This window comes from Thioclava sp. F36-7, from assembly GCF_002020075.1.
Classification (GTDB): domain Bacteria; phylum Pseudomonadota; class Alphaproteobacteria; order Rhodobacterales; family Rhodobacteraceae; genus Thioclava; species Thioclava sediminum.
The window spans coordinates 85,862-105,105 of the sequence record NZ_MPZR01000009.1 but is presented as its reverse complement, the minus strand read 5'-3'; the positions used below and the strand labels follow the sequence as shown (position 1 = coordinate 105,105).

Genomic DNA, 19,244 nt, shown 5'->3' with positions numbered 1-19,244 from the left:
CGTCAAAAGCTCCGTGTCATGCGGTCGAGAACGCGGCGGCCGAAGAGGCTGGCTGCGAGGTCGCACAGCAGTTTCGCCGTGCGGCCGCGTTCGTCGAGGAAAGGGTTGAGCTCGACAATGTCGAGCGAGGTCACGAGGTCGCTGTCGCCGACCTCTTCCATGATCAGATGCGCCTCGCGGAACGTGGCGCCGCCCGGCACGGTCGTGCCCACGGCGGGCGCGATGCCGGGGTCGAGGAAATCGACATCGAAGCTGACATGCAGTAGGCCGTTGGCTTCGCGCACGCGGTCGAGGAAGGCGCGCAGCGGGGCCAGCACGCCGGTCTCGTCGATGGCGCGCATGTCATGGACTTCCAGGCCGATCTGCTTGATGCGCGCGCGCTCCGCCGGATCGACCGAGCGGATGCCCATCATGCAGAAATTCTTCGGATCGATGCTGGCTTCCAGTGGCGGGAAGGCCTCGAAATCGGGCTGGCCGGTGACATAGGCCACCGGGGTGCCGTGCAGGTTGCCGCTGGTGGTGGTCTCCAGCGTGTGCAGGTCGGGGTGGGCGTCGAGCCACAGGACGAACAAAGGGCGATCTTGCGTCTTCGCGTGCCGCGCGAGGCCGCTCAGCGTGCCCGCGGCCAGCGCGTGATCGCCGCCGATGAAGATCGGGCGGTCATGGGTCTGTGCGGCATCGAAAGCCGCCTGCGAGAGCGCCTCGATCCAGGCACGGGTTTCGGCCAGATCGTGGATCGCGGGGTTCTTGTGCGGCACCGGCTCTTGCGGGGGAATCGACAGGTCGCCCAGATCATCCACCTCCCAGCCCAGCTCGGTCAGGATGTCGCCCAGCCCCGCGATGCGCAGACTGGCCGGTCCCATGATGCAGCCGGGTTGCGAAGCGCCAGTTTGAATAGGCGCGCCCAGAATCGAAACTGTGCGTGTCATCGAAATCTCCCTTGTTGGTCTTAGTCTGACGAAATGGCGCAGAGGTTTCGCTTGTCAATTTGCGCAAAACGGAACTAAATTTGATCAATTCGACTAGACGATTGATCAAAACGGAGGGTAAATGCAGCTCGACGATACGGACCGCGCGATCATGGCCGCGCTGCGCGCGGATGCGCGGCTCTCGATGACCGATCTCGCGCTGCAGGTGGGGGTGTCGCGGACCACCGCGCGCGCCCGGCTGGAAGCGCTGGTCGCCTCGGGGCAGATCCGGCGCTTCACCATCGAGACAGAGACGGATGTCGAGGGGCAGGTGCGCGCGATCACGCTGGTCGAGTTGCAGGGCAAGATGTCGCGCGCGGTGATCCGGGCGCTGCACCGCATCCCGGAGGTGACGACGGTCTTCGCGACCAATGGCAACTGGGATCTGGTGGCGGAAATCCGGGCCGAGACCCTGGGCGAATTCGACCGGGCCTTGCGCGATATTCGGGAAATTCCGGGGGTGCTCAACAGCGAGAGCTGTCTGCTGCTTGCGCCTGTCGCGGGATGAGCGGGCAGGGCGTGCGGGCGGGCCGGAACATCTCTGGCCCGCCGCGCAAGATCAGTTGAGGTAGGGCATCGGATCGACGGAATCGATCCCCTTGCGGACCTCGAAATGCAGATAGCCCTGATCGCCGGACGCGACCTTGGCGATGGTCTGGCCGCGCTTGACGCTCGCGCCTTTCTTCACCGTGATCCCGGTCACGTTGTAATAGACCGTCACCAGATTGTCGGGATGCTTGATCGCGAGGAAGGCGACATCGTCGGTGTCCTGGCTGATCAGCAGCACGGTGCCGCTCTCGGCGGCTTTCACCGAGGTTCCGGCCGTGGCCGAGATGTCGACCCCGTCGTTCGAGCCCTTCTTGTAGGGTCGGATGATCGAACCCGGCACCGGCATCGCCATCTTCGACGTGTCCGACGCCTTGGTGCGATCGGTGCTCATGTCCGGAGTCTTCGTCTTGACCGGCTCGGACGCTTTCGGCGGCGTCTTCTGGGGCAGGGGCTCTGCCGCGGACGGCGGCACCGGGGTCGGTGAACCGGTGCCCGGCGCAGTCGTGGCCGTCGCGGTCTCGACCTTCGCGGGCTGGCGGCTCGACGCGACCGGGATGATCAGCACCTGACCTTCACGCACGCGCAGATCGTTCGGCAGCCCGTTCCACTCGGCCAGCGCCTTCACCGGCACCGAGTAGTAGCGCGCGATGGAATAGGCGGTCTCGCCACGTGCGACCTTGTGGCGGATCGGCTCGGCGCTGTTGGTGGAGACCGGGGCCGAGGCCGGCGTCGGTTTGGCGGGTTGGTTCGCCTGCGATCTATCGATCGCGTTCGAGGCGAGCGAGGTGATGTCGATCGTCTCAGAGGTCAGCGCGCTGGAGTTGCCCGGCGCCGCGGAGCCGCCCGTGGTCGCGACCTTGTTGGGCAGGGCCAGCACTTCGCCCGCGTTCAGCACCGCATCGGGCGAGACCGCGTTGTAGCGAGCCAGCGCGCCGGGATCGGTGCCGATCCGCTGCGCGACGGAATTGACCGTATCGCCGCGGCGCGCCACGACGACCTGATAATTCGGGTAGGTGATGATGCCCTGATCATTCGGGCGCGGGCGATCCTGCACCGCCTGCCGGGCGGCGGCGCTCGTGTCGAGCCCGCCATTGCCGTAACCGCGCATGTCCAGATCGAACCCGTTCGGGTTACAGGCGGCCAACGCCGTCAGCGCGACGCCACCTGCCAGGATCAGCCGCAGCCGGGAAATCTTCGTTGCCATCCGCTCGTCCTCACTGTCTCTCAGACCTCTTCGGGGTCCGTTCTTACCTGCCACTTAGTCGTTTGCCACGCCCTCTACGAGGGGAACAAAGCGCACCGGACGTAATTCTTCGTAATCGAAACCCGTCTCGAGCCGGCGCACCCGGATCAGGCTTTGCACCGTGTCCGACTGGCCCACGGGTAGAACCATGATACCCCCGATCTTCAGCTGGGCCAAGAGCGGCCCGGGAGGGTCTTCCGCGGCGGCAGTCACGATGATTCGATCAAAGGGCGCCTGATCGGGCAGCCCGTGCGAGCCATCCCCGGAAATCGCGACGATATTGGTGAGCCGCAGCGCGTTGAAGACGCCTTCGGCCTCGCGCACCAGCCTGCGATGCCGGTCCACGGTATAGACGCGGCGGGCGAGCTGGCTCAGGATCGCGGCCTGGTAACCCGAGCCGGTGCCGATCTCGAGTACGGTGTCGCGTGAACCCACATCCGCGGCTTGCGTCATCAGCCCCACGACCGAGGGCTGCGAGATCGTCTGCCCGCAGGCGATCGGCAGGGGCATGTCCTCATAGGCGCGGTCGGCGAAGATACCGCGCACGAACTGCCCGCGGTCGATCCCCTCCATCGCGTGCAGGGTGCGCGCGTCGGTCACGCCCTTGGAGCGCAGTGCGAAGAGGAACCGCATCTTGCGCTCGGCCAGATCCTCTTCTGCGTCCTCGCTCATCCCAGACGGGCCTCCAGATCGGCGATCACGTCATGCGCCGTCAGATCGGCGCGCATCGGCGTGACCGAGATATAGCCGTCGAGATTGACGGCCGCATCGGTGCCGGGCTGTGTCGGCGTGTGCTGCGGACCGCCCTTGATCCACAGGAAACGTCGCCCCGAGGGCGCGTGATGCGCCTCGGTCGAGAAGAAGCAATCCTTGCGAAAGCCTTGGGCTGCGACCTTGTGGCCTTTGACGTCCTTGGCCAGCACCGGCGGGAAGTTGACGTTGTAGAACACCCGGTAATCGCCATCGTCCCAGATGCCATCATCGATCAGCTTGCGCACCAGCGCCGCGCCATGGACCCGGGCTGCCTCGAACATGTCGGGGGCGTTGAAGACCTCGGGGCCGATGAATTGCGACAGGGCGATCGCGGGCACGCCTTGCAGCGCCGCCTCCATCGCGCCGCCCAACGTGCCGGAATAAAGCGCGTTGTCGGCGGAGTTGTTGCCCCGGTTCACGCCCGAGAGCACCAGATCGGGCCGTTGCTCCTCCAGCACGTCATACAGCCCAGCCATCACGCAATCGGCGGGGCTGCCTTCGGCGGCGAAACGGCGCTCTGCCAATTTCGAGATCATCATCGGCCGGGTGTAGGAGATGCAATGGCCGACGCCAGATTGCTCGAAAGCCGGCGCGACCGTCCAGACCTCGCCATCGGGGCCTGCAAGTTCTTCGGCGATCTCGCCCAGAACGGCCAGTCCCGGTGCGTCGATCCCGTCGTCATTGGTGATGAGAATACGCATGTTGCCCCCAGTTCGCCGTCGCGTCACCCGATGCTTACCGTGCGGCGGATGAAGGGTAAAGCGGGGGCGGGCGACAGCGCGGATGTGTCGCCAAAGCGCCGCAGCCGGAGGGCATTTCGGCGGCGCTTTGGTCGTTCTCAGAGCGTGTCGAGGATGCGCCGTGCCTCGGCGTGGCGATCGGCCAGCGCCTCGCGATCTTCGCCGGGGAAGAACCGTCCGCGCAGCGCGGTCGCCATCGGCGCAGGCTCCGCAATGACCACGCGCGGCCCGATCTTCACGGTCTCGGCCTGCCACGAGCGCATCATCGCCATCTGCGCGGCTTTCGTAGCCCCATAGATGCCGAAGAATTTCTGGCCCGCACGCGGATCGTCGAAGGCCAGCGCGGTGCCTTCGCGCGCGAGCAGCAGCGGCTCCATCAGCCCGATCAGCTGCGCGGTCGCGGTCACGTTCACCTTGACCGAATTGGCCAGTTCCTTCGCGTCGATATGACCCGTCGGCGACAGCGGCGCGGCATGGATCGCCGTGTGCACCCACAGATCGAGCCCGCCCCAGCGCGCGCCGATCGACTGCGCGAGATGCGCCATCTGATCGGGTTCGGTCACGTCGAGCGGACCGAGCGAGGCGGTACCGCCCTTCGCCTGAATGCGGTCGTCGAGCTCTTCCAGCGCGCCGGTGGTCCGTGCGACGGCCATGACATGCCAGCCATCTGCGGCCAAAGCTTCGGCGATCGCCCCGCCAAGGCCACGCGAAGCGCCTGTGACAAGCGCCAGTTTCTTGCCCTGCGAAGGGTCTTGGGTCTGATCCGTGCTCATGGCGCGTTTCTTGCCACCACACCCGCCGTCGCGCAAGCGTGCAGATGCACGTCCCGCGCGTTCCCCGCTGTTTTGCAAACTGGCGGGCGGGCGCGTTGGGCAGCTATACAGTGCCGCACTCCTGACCCGGGGCGGCGCTACGCTTTGTCCTGAAGTCGGGCGAGGGCGGCGGCGCACATGCCCGCGCTCAGCCATTGGCATTCGGCGCAGATCGTCTGATGCACATCGGCGGGCAGGGCGGCCATCCGCTCCAGCGCCTCGCCCCATGTCAGCAGATCGCCCGGCGCAATCTCCAACGCCTCGGCATGGGCCGCGTCCAGACGGTCGATCTTCGCCTGCGCGGTGCAGCCTGATCCGCGCCGCGACGGGCAGGGGCCGCAGATATCATCCGCCGCGCCCACCACCTCGATCTCCACCGCCGCGCCGTCCGCGCGCCGCAGGCGTCCTTCGACGATCTCGGTCATATTCGCGGTGAAGAGATCCGAATATCCCTTCCCCTCGAAGCCAAGCGAGCAGAGGAAATGATGCGGGCGATATGTCAGACGGTCAGCCATGTCTTCGCTCTTGGGTAAATATCCCGGGGGATGAATGGCGCAGCCAGAAGGGGGCAGCGCCCCCTTTTCCCGGTATCAGAATAGAAAATGGGCCGGAAGGTCTCCCCTCCGGCCCGCAATGATTTGGCTTACGCTCAGCGCTTGGCGATATCGACGTAATCGCGATAGGTCGCGCCGGTGTAAAGCTGACGCGGGCGGCCGATCTTGCCGGTCGGATCCTCGATCATCTCTTTCCACTGCGAGATCCAGCCGACGGTACGCGAGAGCGCGAAGATCGGGGTGAACATCGAGGTCGGGAAGCCCATCGCCTCGAGGATGATGCCCGAGTAGAAGTCGACATTCGGATAGAGCTTCTTGGAGACGAAATAGTCGTCCTCCAGAGCGATCTTCTCGAGTTCCTTGGCGACCTGAAGGGTCTCGTTGTCGTGGATGCCGAGCAGGTCGAGAACCTCGTCCGCCGATTCCTTCATGACCTTCGCGCGCGGGTCGAAGTTCTTGTAGACGCGGTGGCCGAAGCCCATCAGGCGGAAGGGGTCATCCTTGTCCTTGGCGCGCTTGATGTATTCCGGGATCTGATCGACGGTGCCGATTTCGCGCAGCATCTCGAGGCAGGCCTGGTTTGCACCGCCGTGGGCCGGGCCCCAGAGACAGGCGATGCCGGCAGCGATACAGGCGAACGGGTTCGCGCCCGAGGAGCCTGCCAGACGCACGGTCGAGGTCGAGGCGTTCTGCTCGTGATCGGCGTGGAGCGTGAAGATACGGTCCATCGCCTTCGCGAGCGCTGGCTCGATCTTGTAGTCTTCGGCCGGGACCGAGAAGCACATATGCAGGAAGTTCTCGGCGTAGCTCAGCTCGTTCTTCGGATAGACGAAGGGCTGACCGATCGAATACTTGTAGGCCATCGCGGCGATCGTCGGCAGTTTCGCGATCAGACGGATCGAAGCGACTTCGCGCTGCCACGGGTCCGAGATGTCGAGGCTGTCGTGATAGAAGGCCGAGAGCGCGCCCACGACGCCGACCATGGTCGCCATCGGGTGGCTGTCACGGCGGAAGCCCTGGAAGAACTGCTTCATCTGCTCGTGGATCATCGTGTGACGGGTCACGCGAAATTCGAAATCTTCCATCTGCTGCTTGCTCGGCAGTTCTCCGTAGAGAAGCAGGTAGCACACTTCGAGATAGTGCGATTCCGAGGCGAGCTGGTCGATCGGGTAGCCGCGATACAGCAGCTCGCCCTTGCCACCATCGATGAAGGTGATCTTGGACTCGCAGGCTGCGGTCGAGGTGAAGCCCGGATCGTAGGTGAAGACGTCGGCTTGACCGTAGAGCTTGCGGATATCGAGCACGTCGGGACCAGCCGAGGGCGAGAGCACGGGAAGCTCATAGGTTTGTCCGTCAAGCGAGAGCGTGGCGGTCTTCGAGTTGTCTGCCATGTAAATTCCCTTTCATCCTCCGGCTGGGCCGCGCCGGTCTATCGCGTCCGGACAGGCGTCCGGAGAGGGCGGCCAGGCCTCAGGCCGCCTGATCGTCGAGTCGTGCCAGAGTTTCCTCTTGGCCCAAAACGAGCATCATATCGAATACGCTGGGGGTAGCCGCTCGCCCCGCCAAGGCCGCCCGCATCGGAGCAGCGACCTTCCCAAGGCCCAGTCCGTGCGCTTCGGCAACCTGTCCGACGGCGGCTTCCAGGTCTTCCCGCGACCAATTAGCGCGTTGCAGCGCAAAGGTCAATTCACTCAGTATACCACGGGATACATCATCTAGCGCCTTGGCCGCTTTCTCCTCGATCTCGATCGGGCGCTGCGTCAGAGAGAAGTGCGCCTTTTCAAGGAGTTGCGGGAGCATTTTCGCCGACCCCTTCACGATGGGAAGCGTGCGCATAAGCGCAGATTTCTGTGCGTCACCCAGCGGGGGTTTTTCTGCAGCTGCGAGATAGCCTTCGATTTCGCGCAGCAATTCGGCCTCATCGGTGATCGCGATATGCTGGCCGCAGATATTTTCGAGCTTCTTGAAATCGAGCCGCGCCGGCGCCTTGTTGATGCCGGTGATGTCGAACCATTCCTTCGCCTGCTCATCGGTGAAGAATTCGTCGTCGCCATGGCTCCAGCCGAGCCGCGCGAGGTAGTTGCGCATCCCCGTCGCCGGATAGCCCATCGCCTGATACTGCTCGAGGCCGACCGCGCCGTGGCGTTTCGACAGCTTCTTGCCGTCGGGGCCGTGGATCAGCGGGATATGCGCGAAGGTGGGTACGTCCCAGCCCATCGCGCGATAGACCAGCATCTGCCGCGCGGCATTGACGAGATGGTCGTCCCCGCGGATCACATGGGTCACGCCCATATCATGGTCATCGACGACAACGGCCAGCATGTAGGTCGGTGTGCCATCAGAACGTAAACAAATCATGTCATCGAGCTGATCGTTGCGGATCGTCACCTCGCCCTGCACGGCGTCGGTGATCACGGTCGTGCCCTCGCGGGGCGCTTTCAGACGGATCACGTAGGGCGCATCCGGATGCGTCGCGGGATCGGCATCGCGCCACGGCGAGGGGAACGTCTGCCCCTTGTTCGCCGGGTCCTCCCGGAAGGCTGCGATCTCTTCCTGCGTGGAGAAGCACTTATAGGCATGGCCCTTCTCCAGCATCTGATGGGCGACCTCGGCATGGCGGGCCGCGCCCGCAGCCTGGCTCACCACGTCGCCGTCATAATCGAGCCCAAGCCATTCGAGCCCCTGCAGGATCGCCGCCGTCGCCTCGGGGGTGGAGCGTTCGCGATCGGTATCCTCGATACGGAGCAGGAATTTGCCGCCGCGCCCACGGGCATAGAGCCAGTTGAACAGGGCCGTGCGCGCACCGCCGATATGCAGATAGCCGGTGGGCGAGGGGGCGAAACGGGTGACGATCTGGTCGGACATGTCGGGCCTTTCTTCGCGGGCGCGCTCGGGCCCGCGTTAACCTTTCGGAAACCATCAAGCGCATAGGCTTTCTCGGGTGGATGCATAAGCAGGGATCGGGCCGAGGACAAGCATGGCCATCAATGCCGAACCCGGCGACTGGGCGCAGGCGGAGGGCGCGACGGGCGCGGGCCGCGCTCCGCGTCTGATCGCGGCGCTCTTCGGGGGGCTCTCCGATCCGCTGGGCGCGCTTTCGCGGGCCCGCGCGCAGCTTTTCCTGTGGATGCCAGTGGCGCTCGGCGTCGGGGTCGGTGCGTATTTCTCCCTCGGCGTCGAGCCGGGATGGCCTATCTACCTGAGCACGCTCGTAATCTGCGCGGTCTCGCTGACGCTTTGGCTGCGCGGCGCGGCGTGGCTCCGGCTGCCCGCGGCGCTGATCGCCCTCGCGGCTCTGGGGCTGTTGCTCGCGGGGCTGCGCGCCCATCTCGTCGCCGCCCCGGTGCTGCAGTATCGCTATTACGGCCCCGTCAGCGGGCGGATCGTGAAGATCGATCGCGCGCGATCCGACCTGATCCGACTGACGCTGGACCGGGTGCGGATCGACCGGTTTCCCCCCGCCAAGACCCCGGCGCGGGTGCGCGTGACGCTGCACGGCGATCAAAGTCAGTTCAGCCCCGAGCCCGGCACGCAGGTCATGCTCACGGCGAATCTCTCGCCCCCGCCGCCGCCCGCCGCGCCCCGGGGTTACGATTTTCGCCGCACCGCCTGGTTCGACCGCCTCGGCGCGATCGGCTATACTCGCGCGCCGGTGCTGCGAGTGGCGCCGCCCGATCCCGGCGATTGGGCGATGGCGGCGCATCGCGCGCGGATGCGGCTCTCGGCGGCGATCCAGTCGCGGATCGCGGGACAGCCCGGCGCGGTCGCGGCGGCGCTTATGACCGGCGACCGCTCGGGATTGAGCGAGGCCACGCGCGAGGTGATGCGCCGCTCAAGCCTCGCCCATCTGATCGCGATTTCCGGGCTGCATATGGGGATGCTGGCGGGCTTCGTCTTCGGTCTGGTGCGTTACGGGTTGGCGCTGGCGGGGCGCCCGGCCCTGATCTGGCCCACGAAGAAACTGGCCGCCATTGCGGCGCTGATAGCGGCCAGCGCCTATCTCTGGCTCGCGGGGCCTGCGGTCTCGACCCAGCGCGCGTGGATCATGGTGTCGATCATGCTCCTCGCCGTGCTCTTCGACCGGCGCGCGCTGAGCCTGCGTACCGTCGCGCTCGCCGCCACGCTCCTCATGATCTGGCAGCCCGAGAGCCTGACCGAGCCCGGCTTCCAGATGTCCTTCGCGGCCACCACTGCGCTGATCGTGGCGCTGGGTCCGTGGACCCGCGCGGCGCGCCATCTGCCGCGCCTGCTGCGCCCGGTGCTGATGCTGGTCGCGACCTCTCTGATCGCAGGCGCGGCCACCGCACCGATCGTGGCCGCGCAGTTTCACAGGCTCTCGGAATACGGGGTGCTGGCCAATCTCTTCGCGGTGCCCGCAATGGGGCTCGTGATCATGCCGATGGGTGTGCTCGCGGCGCTGCTCGCGCCCCTCGGCCTCGCCGGGCCCGCGCTTTGGGCGATGGGGCAGGGCACGGCGTGGATCTTGCGTGTGGCGGAGTGGGTGAGCGGCCTCGACGGCTCGGTTCTCGCGATCGTCCAGCCGGGGCCGTGGGTGATCCCTTTGATTGCGCTTGGCGCGTTGGGGGCGATCCTGACGCGCGGGGCCGTGCGCAGTGTGAGCGTCGTGTTGATCGCCGTGGCTTGCGCGTTATGGCTGCGCGCCGGGGCGGAGCGTCCGGCGCTGCTGATCGCGCCCGAGGCGCAGCAGGTCGGTCTGATGACCTCGCAAGGCCGGGCGCTGTCGAAGCCGGGCGCGGGGTTCATCTCCGAACGCTGGCTAGCGGCGGATGGCGATCCGGCGTCGCTGGAAGAGGCCGCCGCACGCTCCGCATTCTCTGGGCCGCGCGGTGCGCGGATCGCGCAGTTTCGGCGCGCGCCGCTCGCCCATCTCACTGGAAAATCGGCAAAAGAGGCCCTGCCTGCAATTTGCGCGAAGGGCGGCATCGTCGTGATTTCCAGTAAGATCGAAGCGCCCACGGGCCTCTGCGATCTATGGGACGCCGCGCGCCTGCGCGAGACTGGTGCGGTCGCGATCAGCGCCACGGGCGAGGTCACGACGACTGCGCAAATCAAGGGTCGTCGCCCTTGGACGCGCCCCTGATCTTCGCTCTTTCCAAGTATCCCCGCCGGAGGCTCCAACCCAAGCAACCGGCGCAACACATGAGAAAGAGCGCCCCGCAAGACGCTCTCTCCCAAGAATTTACCAAATCTCAGTAGCTGCGGATCAGCCCGACGAGCCGCCCCTGCACCTTCACCTGATCGTCGCGCAGCAGCCGCGTCTCATAGGCCGGGTTCGCGGCTTCCAGCGCGATCATCCCGCTGCGCCGGTAGAAGCGTTTCAGCGTCGCCTCATGGCCTTCGACCAGTGCGACCACGATATCGCCATTGTCGGCGGTTCCCTGTTCGCGGATCACCACGACATCGCCGTCGTTGATGCCGGCCTCGATCATCGAGTCGCCTTTGACTTCGAGCGCGTAATGCTCCCCGCGTCCGCCCAGCATGGAGCCGGGGACGGCGACGTGATGCGAGACCTCCGAGATCGCCTCGATCGGGACACCGGCGGCGATCCGGCCCATCACAGGCAGTTCCAGCGCGTGGATCACGTCGACCGGCATCGCGCCGCGCGGCGGGTCGGTCTTGTCGCCCTCGATCACCTGCGGCGCGAAGCTGCCAGCGCTATCGCCTGCGGGCGCGCCGAATTTCCTCTCCAGCGCCTCGGGCAGTTTCACGATCTCGATCGCGCGGGCCCGATGGGCGAGGCGGCGGATGAAGCCACGTTCTTCCAGAGCGGTAATCAAACGGTGGATGCCGGATTTCGAGCGCAGGTCCAGCGCGTCCTTCATCTCGTCGAAAGAGGGTGGAACACCGTCCTTCATCATCCGTTTTTGAATGAATTCCAGCAATTCCAGCTGCTTGCGCGTCAGCATTCGCGACCCTCCGTTCCCCGGTCAAGGCACATGTTCAAGGATTGTTCTACCCTTGTTCACGGGGGCTGTCAACGCCCGGGGCGGGCGCGGCTCAGTCCAGCGGCAGGATCTCGACCGTCTCGCCCGCCTTGCGCGGCCCGTCGCCCAAGGGCCGGATCAGCAGGCAATCGGCCTGCGACAGGAGGCTCAGCATCGCGGAGTCCTGATTGTCGAAGGGCGTGACGCAGGGCAGGGGATCGCCGGGTTCGAGGGTGGCGCGCATGTAATGGGTGCGCGGGCCGGTCGGGCCGGTATCGGTCGCGAGGATCGCCTGTTGCACGCGGCTTTCCGGCGGCAGACCCGAAAGCTTGCGCAGCATCGGGCGCAGGAACAGCTCGGCGCAGACCGTGGCCGAAACCGGATTGCCCGGCAGGCCCAGCATGGCAGCCTCGCCCATCCGGCCCGCCATCAAGGGCTTGCCGGGGCGCATCGCGATCTTCCAGAAGCTGCGCTCGAGGCCCAGTTCCGCTGCCACTTCGCCCACCAGATCATGCGCACCGACCGAGGCGCCGCCCGAGGTCACCACCAGATCGGCGCCTTTCGCGAGGTCGAACACGGTGCGCAAGCTGTCACGGTCGTCGCGCGCGATCGGCAGCATCCGGGCCTCGGCGCCCATGCGCTCGGCGAGCGCTGCAACGATGAAGCTGTTGGAGCAGATGATCTGGTCCGGTCCCGGCTCTTCGCCCGGCATCACCAGCTCGTCGCCGGTGGCGATGATCGCGACGATGGGGCGGCGGCGCACAGTGACCGCGGCCACGTTCATCGCGGCCAGCAGCCCGAGGTCGCGCGCGGTCAGCGGGCGGTCGGGGCAGAAGCTTTCGCCTTGCGCGAAGTCCTGACCCTTGGGGCGGATATTGGCATTGCTATCAAGCTCTTGCGGCAGGGTGATCGTGTCGCCTTCACGCGTCACGTTCTCCTGCAGAACGACTACCCCATTCGGGCCCGGCACCGGTGCACCGGTGAAGATGCGCACGGCTTGGCCCGGAGTCGGCGTGCCGTCATAGGCGCGACCTGCGGCGGCTTCGCCTTCGACGGTGAGCGTCGCGCCGGGCAGATGGTCGGCCACGTCGATCCAATAGCCATCCATCGCCGAGCCCGAGAAGGGCGGCTGGGTCAGTTGCGCCGTTGCAGGCTCCGCCATCACGCGGCCAAGGGCGTGACGCAGGCTCACGCGCTCGGTGCCCAGCGGTTCGACCAGTGCCAGAACCTTTTCCAGCGCCTCTTCGACGGGCAACAGGCTCATGATGCGCTCCCTTCGGCCTCGTATTTGCCGGATTTCCCGCCGTCTTTCAGCACGACGCGGATACCTTCGATCTGCATGGATTTCTCGACCGCCTTGAGCATGTCATAGACAGTCAGCGCCGCCGCCGAGACCGCCGTCAGCGCCTCCATCTCGACGCCGGTCTGACCCGAGGTCTTCACGGTGGCACGGATGCGCACGCCGGGCAGGGCCTCGTCGGGCTCCAGGTCCAGCGTGACCTTGGTGATCGGCAGCGGGTGGCACAGCGGGATCAGATCGGAGGTCTTCTTCGCGGCCATGATGCCCGCGATCCGCGCGATGCCCAGAACGTCGCCCTTCTTCGCGGTGCCCTTCAGCACGTAGTCCAGCGTCTCGGGCAGCATCACCACGCGCCCCTCGGCCACGGCGATGCGGTCGGTCACCTCCTTATCGGAGACGTCGACCATATGGGCCTGACCGTCCTTGTCGAAATGCGAAAGGCTCATGCGACCTCCAGAAGCGTCCGGGTGGCGCCTGCGACATCATCCTGCCGCATCAGGCTTTCGCCGATCAGGAAGCGGCGCGCGCCGACTTCGGCCATCGCGGCCATGTCGTCGCGGGTGAAGATGCCGCTCTCGCAGACCAGATCGCGGCCCTCGGCGAGAATGCTCGGCGCAAGTTCGCGGGTCACGTCGAGCGTGACCTCGAAGGTCTTCAGGTTGCGGTTGTTCACGCCCAGAAGCGGCGATTTCAGATGCTTGAGCGCGCGTTCGGTCTCTTCCATGTCATGCACTTCGACAAGCACATCCATGCACCAACCGAAGGCCGCGTCCTCCAGTTCGGCGGCGAGAGTATCCTCGACCGAAGCCATGATGATCAGGATGCAATCGGCACCCCAGGCACGGGCTTCCGCGACCTGATAGGTGTCATAGAGGAAATCCTTGCGCAAAGCGGGCAGCGAACAGGCCGCGCGCGCCGCCGACAGGAATTCCGGCGCGCCCTGAAACGAGGGCGTGTCGGTCAGCACCGACAGACAGGCCGCGCCGCCTGCTTCATACGCCTTGGCCAGCGCGGGCGGGTCGAAATCGGGGCGGATCAGCCCTTTCGAGGGCGAGGCCTTCTTGATCTCGGCGATCAGCCCGTAGCCAGTTTCCGCCTTCGCAGTCAGGGCGTTGGCAAAACCGCGCGTGGGCGCCTGCGCCTTGGCCTGGGCCTCAACTTCGCTCAGCGGGCGCGCGGCCTTGGCCGCTTTGATCTCTTCCAGCTTATAGGCTTTGATCTTGTCGAGGATCGTGCTCATCCGGCGACCTCCTGCGTGATGCGGGCGAGCGTTTCCAGCGCGGTTTTCGCGCGGCCGCTGTCGATGCTCTCGGCGGCCATTTCCGCCCCGGATTTCAGGTCCGCGACCTTGTCGGCCACGACGAGCGCGGCGGCGGCGTTGAAGATCACCGCGTCGCGATAGGCCGAAGCCTCGCCATCCATCAGCGCGCGCAGGGCGGTGGCGTTCTCGGCCGCCGTGCCGCCGACCAGATCCTTGAACTTGTGCACCGGCAGGCCCGCATCCTCGGGATGGATCTGGATCGACTCGATGCGGCCATTTTCCAGCGCGGCGACTTCGGTCGTGCCGCAAATGGTGATCTCGTCGGTCCCGTCCGAGCCATGCACAAGCCATGCCTTCTCGGAGCCGAGCATCTGCAGCGTCTCGGCCATCGGGAAGATCAGGTCGGGCGCGAACGCCCCGGTCAACTGCCGCTTCACGCCTGCGGGGTTGGTCAGGGGGCCGAGGATGTTGAAGATGGTCTTGCAGCCCAGTTCCTGACGCACGGGCATGACGTGACGCATCGCAGGGTGGTGGATCTGCGCCATCATGAAACCGATCCCGGCCTCGGCCAGACCGCGCTCGGTCGCCTCGGGACCGGCCATCACGTCGATGCCCAGCTCGGATTGCACATCCGCCGTGCCCGATTTCGAGGAGGCCGCGCGGTTGCCGTGTTTCGCGACCGGCACGCCCGCGCCCGCCACGACGAAGGCCGCAGCCGTCGAGATGTTGAGCGTGTGCATCCCGTCGCCGCCGGTGCCCACGATATCCATCGCGCCTTCGGGGGCTTTGACCGGCACGCATTTCGCACGCATCGCGGCGGCGGCGGCGGCATATTCCGACACGGATTCCCCGCGCGCCCGCAGCGCCATCAGCAAGCCGCCGACCTGTGCCGGAGAGGCTTCGCCTTCGAACAGCAGTTGGAACGCCATTTCGGCCTGCGCGCGGCTCAGCGGACCTTCGGACGCCGCAAAGATCAGCGGCTTCATCGCTTCGCTCATCGGTTGGCTCATGCGGGCACCTTCAGGCTGACGCCTGCCTCTGTCAGGAAATTCTTCAGCATCGCGTGGCCATGCTCGGAGGCGATGGATTCCGGGTGGAATTGCACGCCCTCGATCGGCAGCTCGCGATGACGCAGGCCCATGATCGTGCCGTCGTCCAGCTCGGCGGTGATCTCGAGGCAGTCGGGCAGGCTCTCGCGCTCCACGATCAGCGAGTGGTAGCGCGTCGCTTTCAGTGGAGAGGGCAGGCCCTTGAAGCAGCCTTTGCCCTCGTGGCGGATCTCGCCCATCTTGCCATGCACGATCTCGGAGGCGCGCACGACTTTCCCGCCGAAGGCCTGACCGATGGTCTGATGCCCTAGGCAGACACCGAACAAGGGCAGTTTCGCCTCGGCGGCGGCCATCACCAGCGGCAGGCAGATGCCCGCCTGATCGGGGTCGCAGGGGCCGGGCGACAGCACGATCGCCTCGGCGCCCATGCCCATCGCGTCTTGCACGTTCAGCGCGTCGTTACGCCAGACCTTCACATCGGCGCCCAGCTCGCCAAAATAGTGCACCAAATTATAGGTGAAGCTGTCATAATTATCGATGAGCAGCAGCATGGCCGGGCCCTTTCGTTTGTTGGCCCCCGGCGTCCCCCATGCACTCAAGCGCCTATGCGCTTATCAAGGGGGGTGAACCGGGGAACGGGTCGGGCTATAGATGCTATCAGCGAAGGGTCGGGGTCAAGGGCAGTCCCCGGGAAAAGCCGCGCATCAAGAGCGGTGAAGATGGAGGCAGGCAATGATGCGATCTGTGATGAAGGGCGGACTGGCCGGTCTGCTGGTCGCGGTACTTGGTGCGGGCGTGATGTCGTTGATCTTCCCGGCGCCAAAAGAGCCCGGCGCAGAGATCAAGCTCGCCGGAAGCCCGACGCCCGAAGAACCTGCGAATGTGGACCTGCCTGCGGGCTCCGATTTCTCGCGCCCTGCGACCGATCGCACGCCCTCGATGCCGACGCCGGACGGGGCGCCGATTTCAGCGCCGACCAAGACGCCGCGCGTGTCCGAGCCGCAGCCGAGCCTCGCGCCGCCCAGTGCCGACGAAATCCAAAGCGCCGCGCGCCCTGAGATGGCGACCGAGATGGCCGAGCCGCTTCCCGACGCGGATGGCGAGGCCGTGGCGCTCGCAGAGCCGGTCGCGCCGGAGGCAGGGGCCCAACCCGACAGCGCCCCGCCTGCCGCTTTGCAAGGCGCGCCCGCGCCCGATGCCACGCCCGAGGTTGCCCCTGTAAGCGAGCCTGCGCCCGAAGCGCAGCCGCAGCAGAGCGCTGAAACTGCGCCCGCAGCCGAGATGCCCGCGCTGCCCGACGTGACCCTGCAACCGCCGAAAGCGCCCGAGCAAGCGACGCCGCCTGCCGATGAGGGAAACACGATTGTGGCGGCGAGCGAGATGCCCGCGCTGCCCGAGGCCGAGATCACGCCCCCCGAAGCGGAGCCCCAAGCGGCCCCGTCGCTCGGTGAGATGCCCGCGCCCGATCAGTTGCCGCCCGAGGGGGAGGGCATCGACACCGCGCAGGCCGACAAGCCCGAGGTCTCAAGCGATCCGGCCACAAGCCCGGACCTGCCCGCCGGGCGCGCCCTGCCGCAAGCCGGGGATGCGGCCCCGATCAAGCCGCGCATCTTCTCGTTGCAAGACGCCCCGTCGCTGCCGGGCAAACCGATGGGCGGGTTCAAATCCGCGCCCGGCGTGGTGGTGGATCGCCTGCCGCAAGTGACGCCTTCGACCGCGCCTTCGACGGAGGAGGGCCCCGACGCGCAGTCCGCGCAGGACATGCCCGAGGTCGCTGCGGTCGATGCAGCCGATCTGAATCCGATCCAGAAATTCGCAGCCCCCGCAGCGATCAGCGACAAGCCGCAAATCTCGCTCGTGTTGATCGATCCGGGCGTGGCGGCAGGCGGGCTCGACCCGGCGACGATCACGGCGAGCGATCTGCCGATGACCATCGCGATCGATCCGACCCGCGAAGGCGCGGCTGACGATGCGAAAGCCTTCCGCGCGGCGGGGTTCGAGGTCGCGATCCTCGCAGCCGGACTGCCCGCCAACGCCGCGCCCGAGGATGTCGAGGTGGCGCTGGAGGCCTGGCGTCACGTGATCCCCGAGGCGGTCGCCGTCGTGGAACCGCCGCAGCCGCAATTCCAGAACAACCGCCCGCTTGCGCGCCAGATGATCTCGGCGCTCAGCCGCGGCGGGCTGGGTGTGGTGACGCAGAAGAAGGGTTTCGACAGCGCCAACCAGATCGCGACCTCGGCCGATCTGCCGCGCGCGCAGGTCTGGCGCGTGATCGATGACGGGCGCGAGAAGGCCGCGGTGATCTCGCGGATGCTGGCGCGCGCCGATTTCGAGGCAGAGCGCAACGGTTCGGTCGTGGTGATGCTTTCGGCCTGGCCGGAGTCGGTTCAGGGGATCGAGGACTGGTATGTCGATGCGCAAAACAAGGTGACGCTGACCCCGGTTTCTGCGCTGGCGCTCGACAGCGTGGCGGCTGGCACTCCGGACACCGAGCCGAAAATGGAAAACGCGGGCCAGTAAGCCCGCGTCCTCAAAGCTTGGGAAAAGGCGGCTGGCTCAGCCGTTGCCGCGAGTGGCGACGAACAGCCCTGCATCCTCGGCCGCCTTGCGCAGCGCCTTGGACTTGTTGACCGTCTCCATCCATTCGGCCTCGGGGTCGCTGTCATAGACCACGCCGCCGCCTGCCTGAATGTAGAGCGTCTTGTCCTTCACCACGGCGGTGCGCAGCGCGATGCACATGTCCATCTCGCCATTGGCCGCGAAATAGCCCACGGCGCCGCCATAGATGCCGCGTTTCTCCGGTTCCAGCTCGTCGATGATCTCCATCGCGCGAACCTTGGGCGCGCCGGAGACCGTGCCTGCCGGCAGACCGGCCAGCAGCGCCGAGAGCGCATCCTGGTCGTCGGCCAGTTCGCCCACGACGTTCGAGACGATATGCATGACGTGGCTGTAGCGCTCGATGATGAATTTCTCGGTCGGGTGGACCGAGCCGATCTTGGCGACACGCCCCACATCGTTGCGGCCCAGATCGAGCAGCATCAGATGTTCCGCCAGCTCTTTCTTGTCGGCCAGCAGGTCCTCTTCCAGCGCCTTGTCCTCGGCAGGGGTCGCGCCGCGCGGACGGGTGCCCGCGATCGGGCGGATCGTCACCTCGCCCTCGCGCACGCGCACGAGGATCTCGGGCGAAGCGCCGACGATCTGGAAGCCCCCGAAGTTCAGGAAGAACATGAAAGGCGAGGGATTGGTGCGCCGCAGCGAACGGTAAAGCGCGAAGGGCGGCAGCGGGAAATGCGCCGACCAGCGCTGCGCCGGAACCACCTGGAAGATGTCGCCCGCGCGGATGTAGTCCTTCGCCTTCTCCACGGCGGACATGTAGCCCTCTTTGGTGAAGTTCGAATGCATCTCGCCGACCTGCAGGCTCTCGCCCAGATCGCGGCTCTCCACCGGCGTGCGGTCAAGATCGCGCAGCGCATCCGAGACTCGCTCGGCGGCCTGCGCATAGGCCGCGCGCGCGGACTTGCCCTCGGCTTGGAAGGCAGGCGCACAGATGATCACGTCGCCCTTCACCCCGTCGAGGACGGCCACGACCGACGGGCGCAGCAGCATCGCGTCGGGCACGCCCAGCGGATCGGGGTTCACGTTCGGCAGCTTCTCGACCAGACGGATGGTGTCGTAACCGAGATAGCCGAAGAGACCCGCCGCCGCGGCGGGCAGATCGTCGGGCATCTCGATGCGGCTCTCCGCGATCAGCGCCCGGAGGCTGTCGAACGGGTGGCCCGGAAGGTCTTCCCACGCCTCGTCGAAGCGCGCCGAGCGGTTGATCCGCGCCTGCTCGCCCCGGCATTCCCAGATCACGTCAGGCTTCATGCCGACGATCGAGTAGCGCCCGCGCACCTCGCCGCCGGTCACCGATTCCAGCATGAAGGAATTGGGCTGCGCCTCGGCGAGCTTGAGCATCAGCGAGACGGGCGTGTCCAGATCGGCCGCGAGCCGCGCGTAGACCAGCTGGTTTTCACCCTTGGCCCAGCGTTCCTCGAACGCCTCGAAAGAGGGGGAGAGAGCGACCACGG

General features: G+C 66.4%; 18 protein-coding genes. 3 read left to right on the top strand and 15 right to left on the bottom strand.

Features of this window, described 5'->3' with window-relative positions:
• Nucleotides 1-2: 2 nt before the first annotated feature.
• Nucleotides 3-929 carry an arginase gene (gene rocF, locus BMI89_RS16465; RefSeq protein WP_078547787.1) on the bottom strand — a complete coding sequence of 309 codons (927 nt, stop codon included), beginning with the start codon at nt 927-929 and terminating at the stop codon, nt 3-5.
• Between the two features lie 121 nt (nt 930-1,050).
• Here rocF and BMI89_RS16460 point away from each other — a divergent pair, with 121 nt between their 5' ends.
• A complete protein-coding gene (locus BMI89_RS16460; protein WP_078520136.1) occupies nt 1,051-1,476 on the top strand; it encodes an Lrp/AsnC family transcriptional regulator in 426 nt (141 codons plus the stop codon).
• Nucleotides 1,477-1,527: 51 nt separating this feature from the next.
• Here the strand turns inward: BMI89_RS16460 and BMI89_RS16455 are convergent, their stop codons facing one another.
• The 7 genes from BMI89_RS16455 to gltX form a co-directional block, all read right to left on the bottom strand.
• A complete protein-coding gene (locus tag BMI89_RS16455; RefSeq protein ID WP_078571938.1) occupies nt 1,528-2,721 on the bottom strand; it encodes a LysM peptidoglycan-binding domain-containing protein in 1,194 nt (397 codons plus the stop codon).
• Between the two features lie 54 nt (nt 2,722-2,775).
• A complete protein-coding gene (locus BMI89_RS16450; protein WP_078520134.1) occupies nt 2,776-3,432 on the bottom strand; it encodes a protein-L-isoaspartate(D-aspartate) O-methyltransferase in 657 nt (218 codons plus the stop codon).
• On the bottom strand, nt 3,429-4,214 hold the full coding sequence (gene surE, locus BMI89_RS16445; RefSeq protein ID WP_078571937.1) for a 5'/3'-nucleotidase SurE: 786 nt from the start codon (nt 4,212-4,214) through the stop codon (nt 3,429-3,431). Before surE ends, BMI89_RS16450 begins: the two co-directional genes overlap by 4 nt.
• 137 nt (nt 4,215-4,351) lie before the next feature.
• Entirely contained in the window at nt 4,352-5,026 is a 675-nt protein-coding gene (locus BMI89_RS16440) for an SDR family oxidoreductase (RefSeq protein WP_078547783.1), read from the bottom strand.
• 137 nt (nt 5,027-5,163) lie between these two features.
• Nucleotides 5,164-5,580: a DUF1284 domain-containing protein gene (locus tag BMI89_RS16435; RefSeq protein ID WP_078571935.1), complete on the bottom strand. Its 417-nt coding sequence runs from the start codon at nt 5,578-5,580 to the stop codon at nt 5,164-5,166.
• Nucleotides 5,581-5,714: 134 nt separating this feature from the next.
• On the bottom strand, nt 5,715-7,010 hold the full coding sequence (gene gltA / locus BMI89_RS16430) for a citrate synthase (protein ID WP_078571933.1): 1,296 nt from the start codon (nt 7,008-7,010) through the stop codon (nt 5,715-5,717).
• Nucleotides 7,011-7,089: 79 nt separating this feature from the next.
• Nucleotides 7,090-8,484: a glutamate--tRNA ligase gene (gltX, locus tag BMI89_RS16425; RefSeq protein ID WP_078571931.1), complete on the bottom strand. Its 1,395-nt coding sequence runs from the start codon at nt 8,482-8,484 to the stop codon at nt 7,090-7,092.
• Between the two features lie 112 nt (nt 8,485-8,596).
• Between gltX and BMI89_RS16420 the strand changes: the two genes are divergently transcribed.
• The gene (locus BMI89_RS16420) at nt 8,597-10,720 is read left to right on the top strand and encodes a ComEC/Rec2 family competence protein (protein ID WP_078571929.1); all 2,124 of its coding nucleotides are present in this window, start codon (nt 8,597-8,599) and stop codon (nt 10,718-10,720) included.
• A 109-nt stretch (nt 10,721-10,829) separates the two neighbouring features.
• Here the strand turns inward: BMI89_RS16420 and lexA are convergent, their stop codons facing one another.
• The 6 genes from lexA to BMI89_RS16390 form a co-directional block, all read right to left on the bottom strand.
• A complete protein-coding gene (gene lexA / locus BMI89_RS16415; protein ID WP_078571928.1) occupies nt 10,830-11,546 on the bottom strand; it encodes a transcriptional repressor LexA in 717 nt (238 codons plus the stop codon).
• Between the two features lie 91 nt (nt 11,547-11,637).
• Nucleotides 11,638-12,822, bottom strand: a complete 1,185-nt coding sequence (gene glp / locus BMI89_RS16410) for a gephyrin-like molybdotransferase Glp (protein ID WP_078572027.1) — start codon at nt 12,820-12,822, stop codon at nt 11,638-11,640.
• A 2-nt stretch (nt 12,823-12,824) separates the two neighbouring features.
• Nucleotides 12,825-13,310, bottom strand: coding sequence for a cyclic pyranopterin monophosphate synthase MoaC (moaC, locus tag BMI89_RS16405; protein ID WP_078520127.1), 486 nt, complete (start codon nt 13,308-13,310; stop codon nt 12,825-12,827).
• Nucleotides 13,307-14,104: an indole-3-glycerol phosphate synthase TrpC gene (trpC, locus tag BMI89_RS16400; RefSeq protein ID WP_078571926.1), complete on the bottom strand. Its 798-nt coding sequence runs from the start codon at nt 14,102-14,104 to the stop codon at nt 13,307-13,309. Before trpC ends, moaC begins: the two co-directional genes overlap by 4 nt.
• Nucleotides 14,101-15,123 (bottom strand): anthranilate phosphoribosyltransferase, encoded by a 1,023-nt coding sequence (gene trpD, locus BMI89_RS16395; protein ID WP_078572025.1) that lies wholly within the window; start codon nt 15,121-15,123, stop codon nt 14,101-14,103. Before trpD ends, trpC begins: the two co-directional genes overlap by 4 nt.
• A gap of 8 nt (nt 15,124-15,131) precedes the next feature.
• Complete coding sequence (locus BMI89_RS16390; RefSeq protein ID WP_075775655.1) at nt 15,132-15,725, bottom strand: aminodeoxychorismate/anthranilate synthase component II; 594 nt, start codon at nt 15,723-15,725, stop codon at nt 15,132-15,134.
• 181 nt (nt 15,726-15,906) lie between these two features.
• On the opposite strand from BMI89_RS16390, the gene BMI89_RS16385 reads away from it, so the two are divergent.
• On the top strand, nt 15,907-17,694 hold the full coding sequence (locus BMI89_RS16385) for a divergent polysaccharide deacetylase family protein (protein ID WP_078571924.1): 1,788 nt from the start codon (nt 15,907-15,909) through the stop codon (nt 17,692-17,694).
• Between the two features lie 36 nt (nt 17,695-17,730).
• Here the strand turns inward: BMI89_RS16385 and trpE are convergent, their stop codons facing one another.
• Nucleotides 17,731-19,242 (bottom strand): anthranilate synthase component I, encoded by a 1,512-nt coding sequence (gene trpE, locus BMI89_RS16380; protein ID WP_078542842.1) that lies wholly within the window; start codon nt 19,240-19,242, stop codon nt 17,731-17,733.
• Nucleotides 19,243-19,244 lie beyond the last annotated feature (2 nt).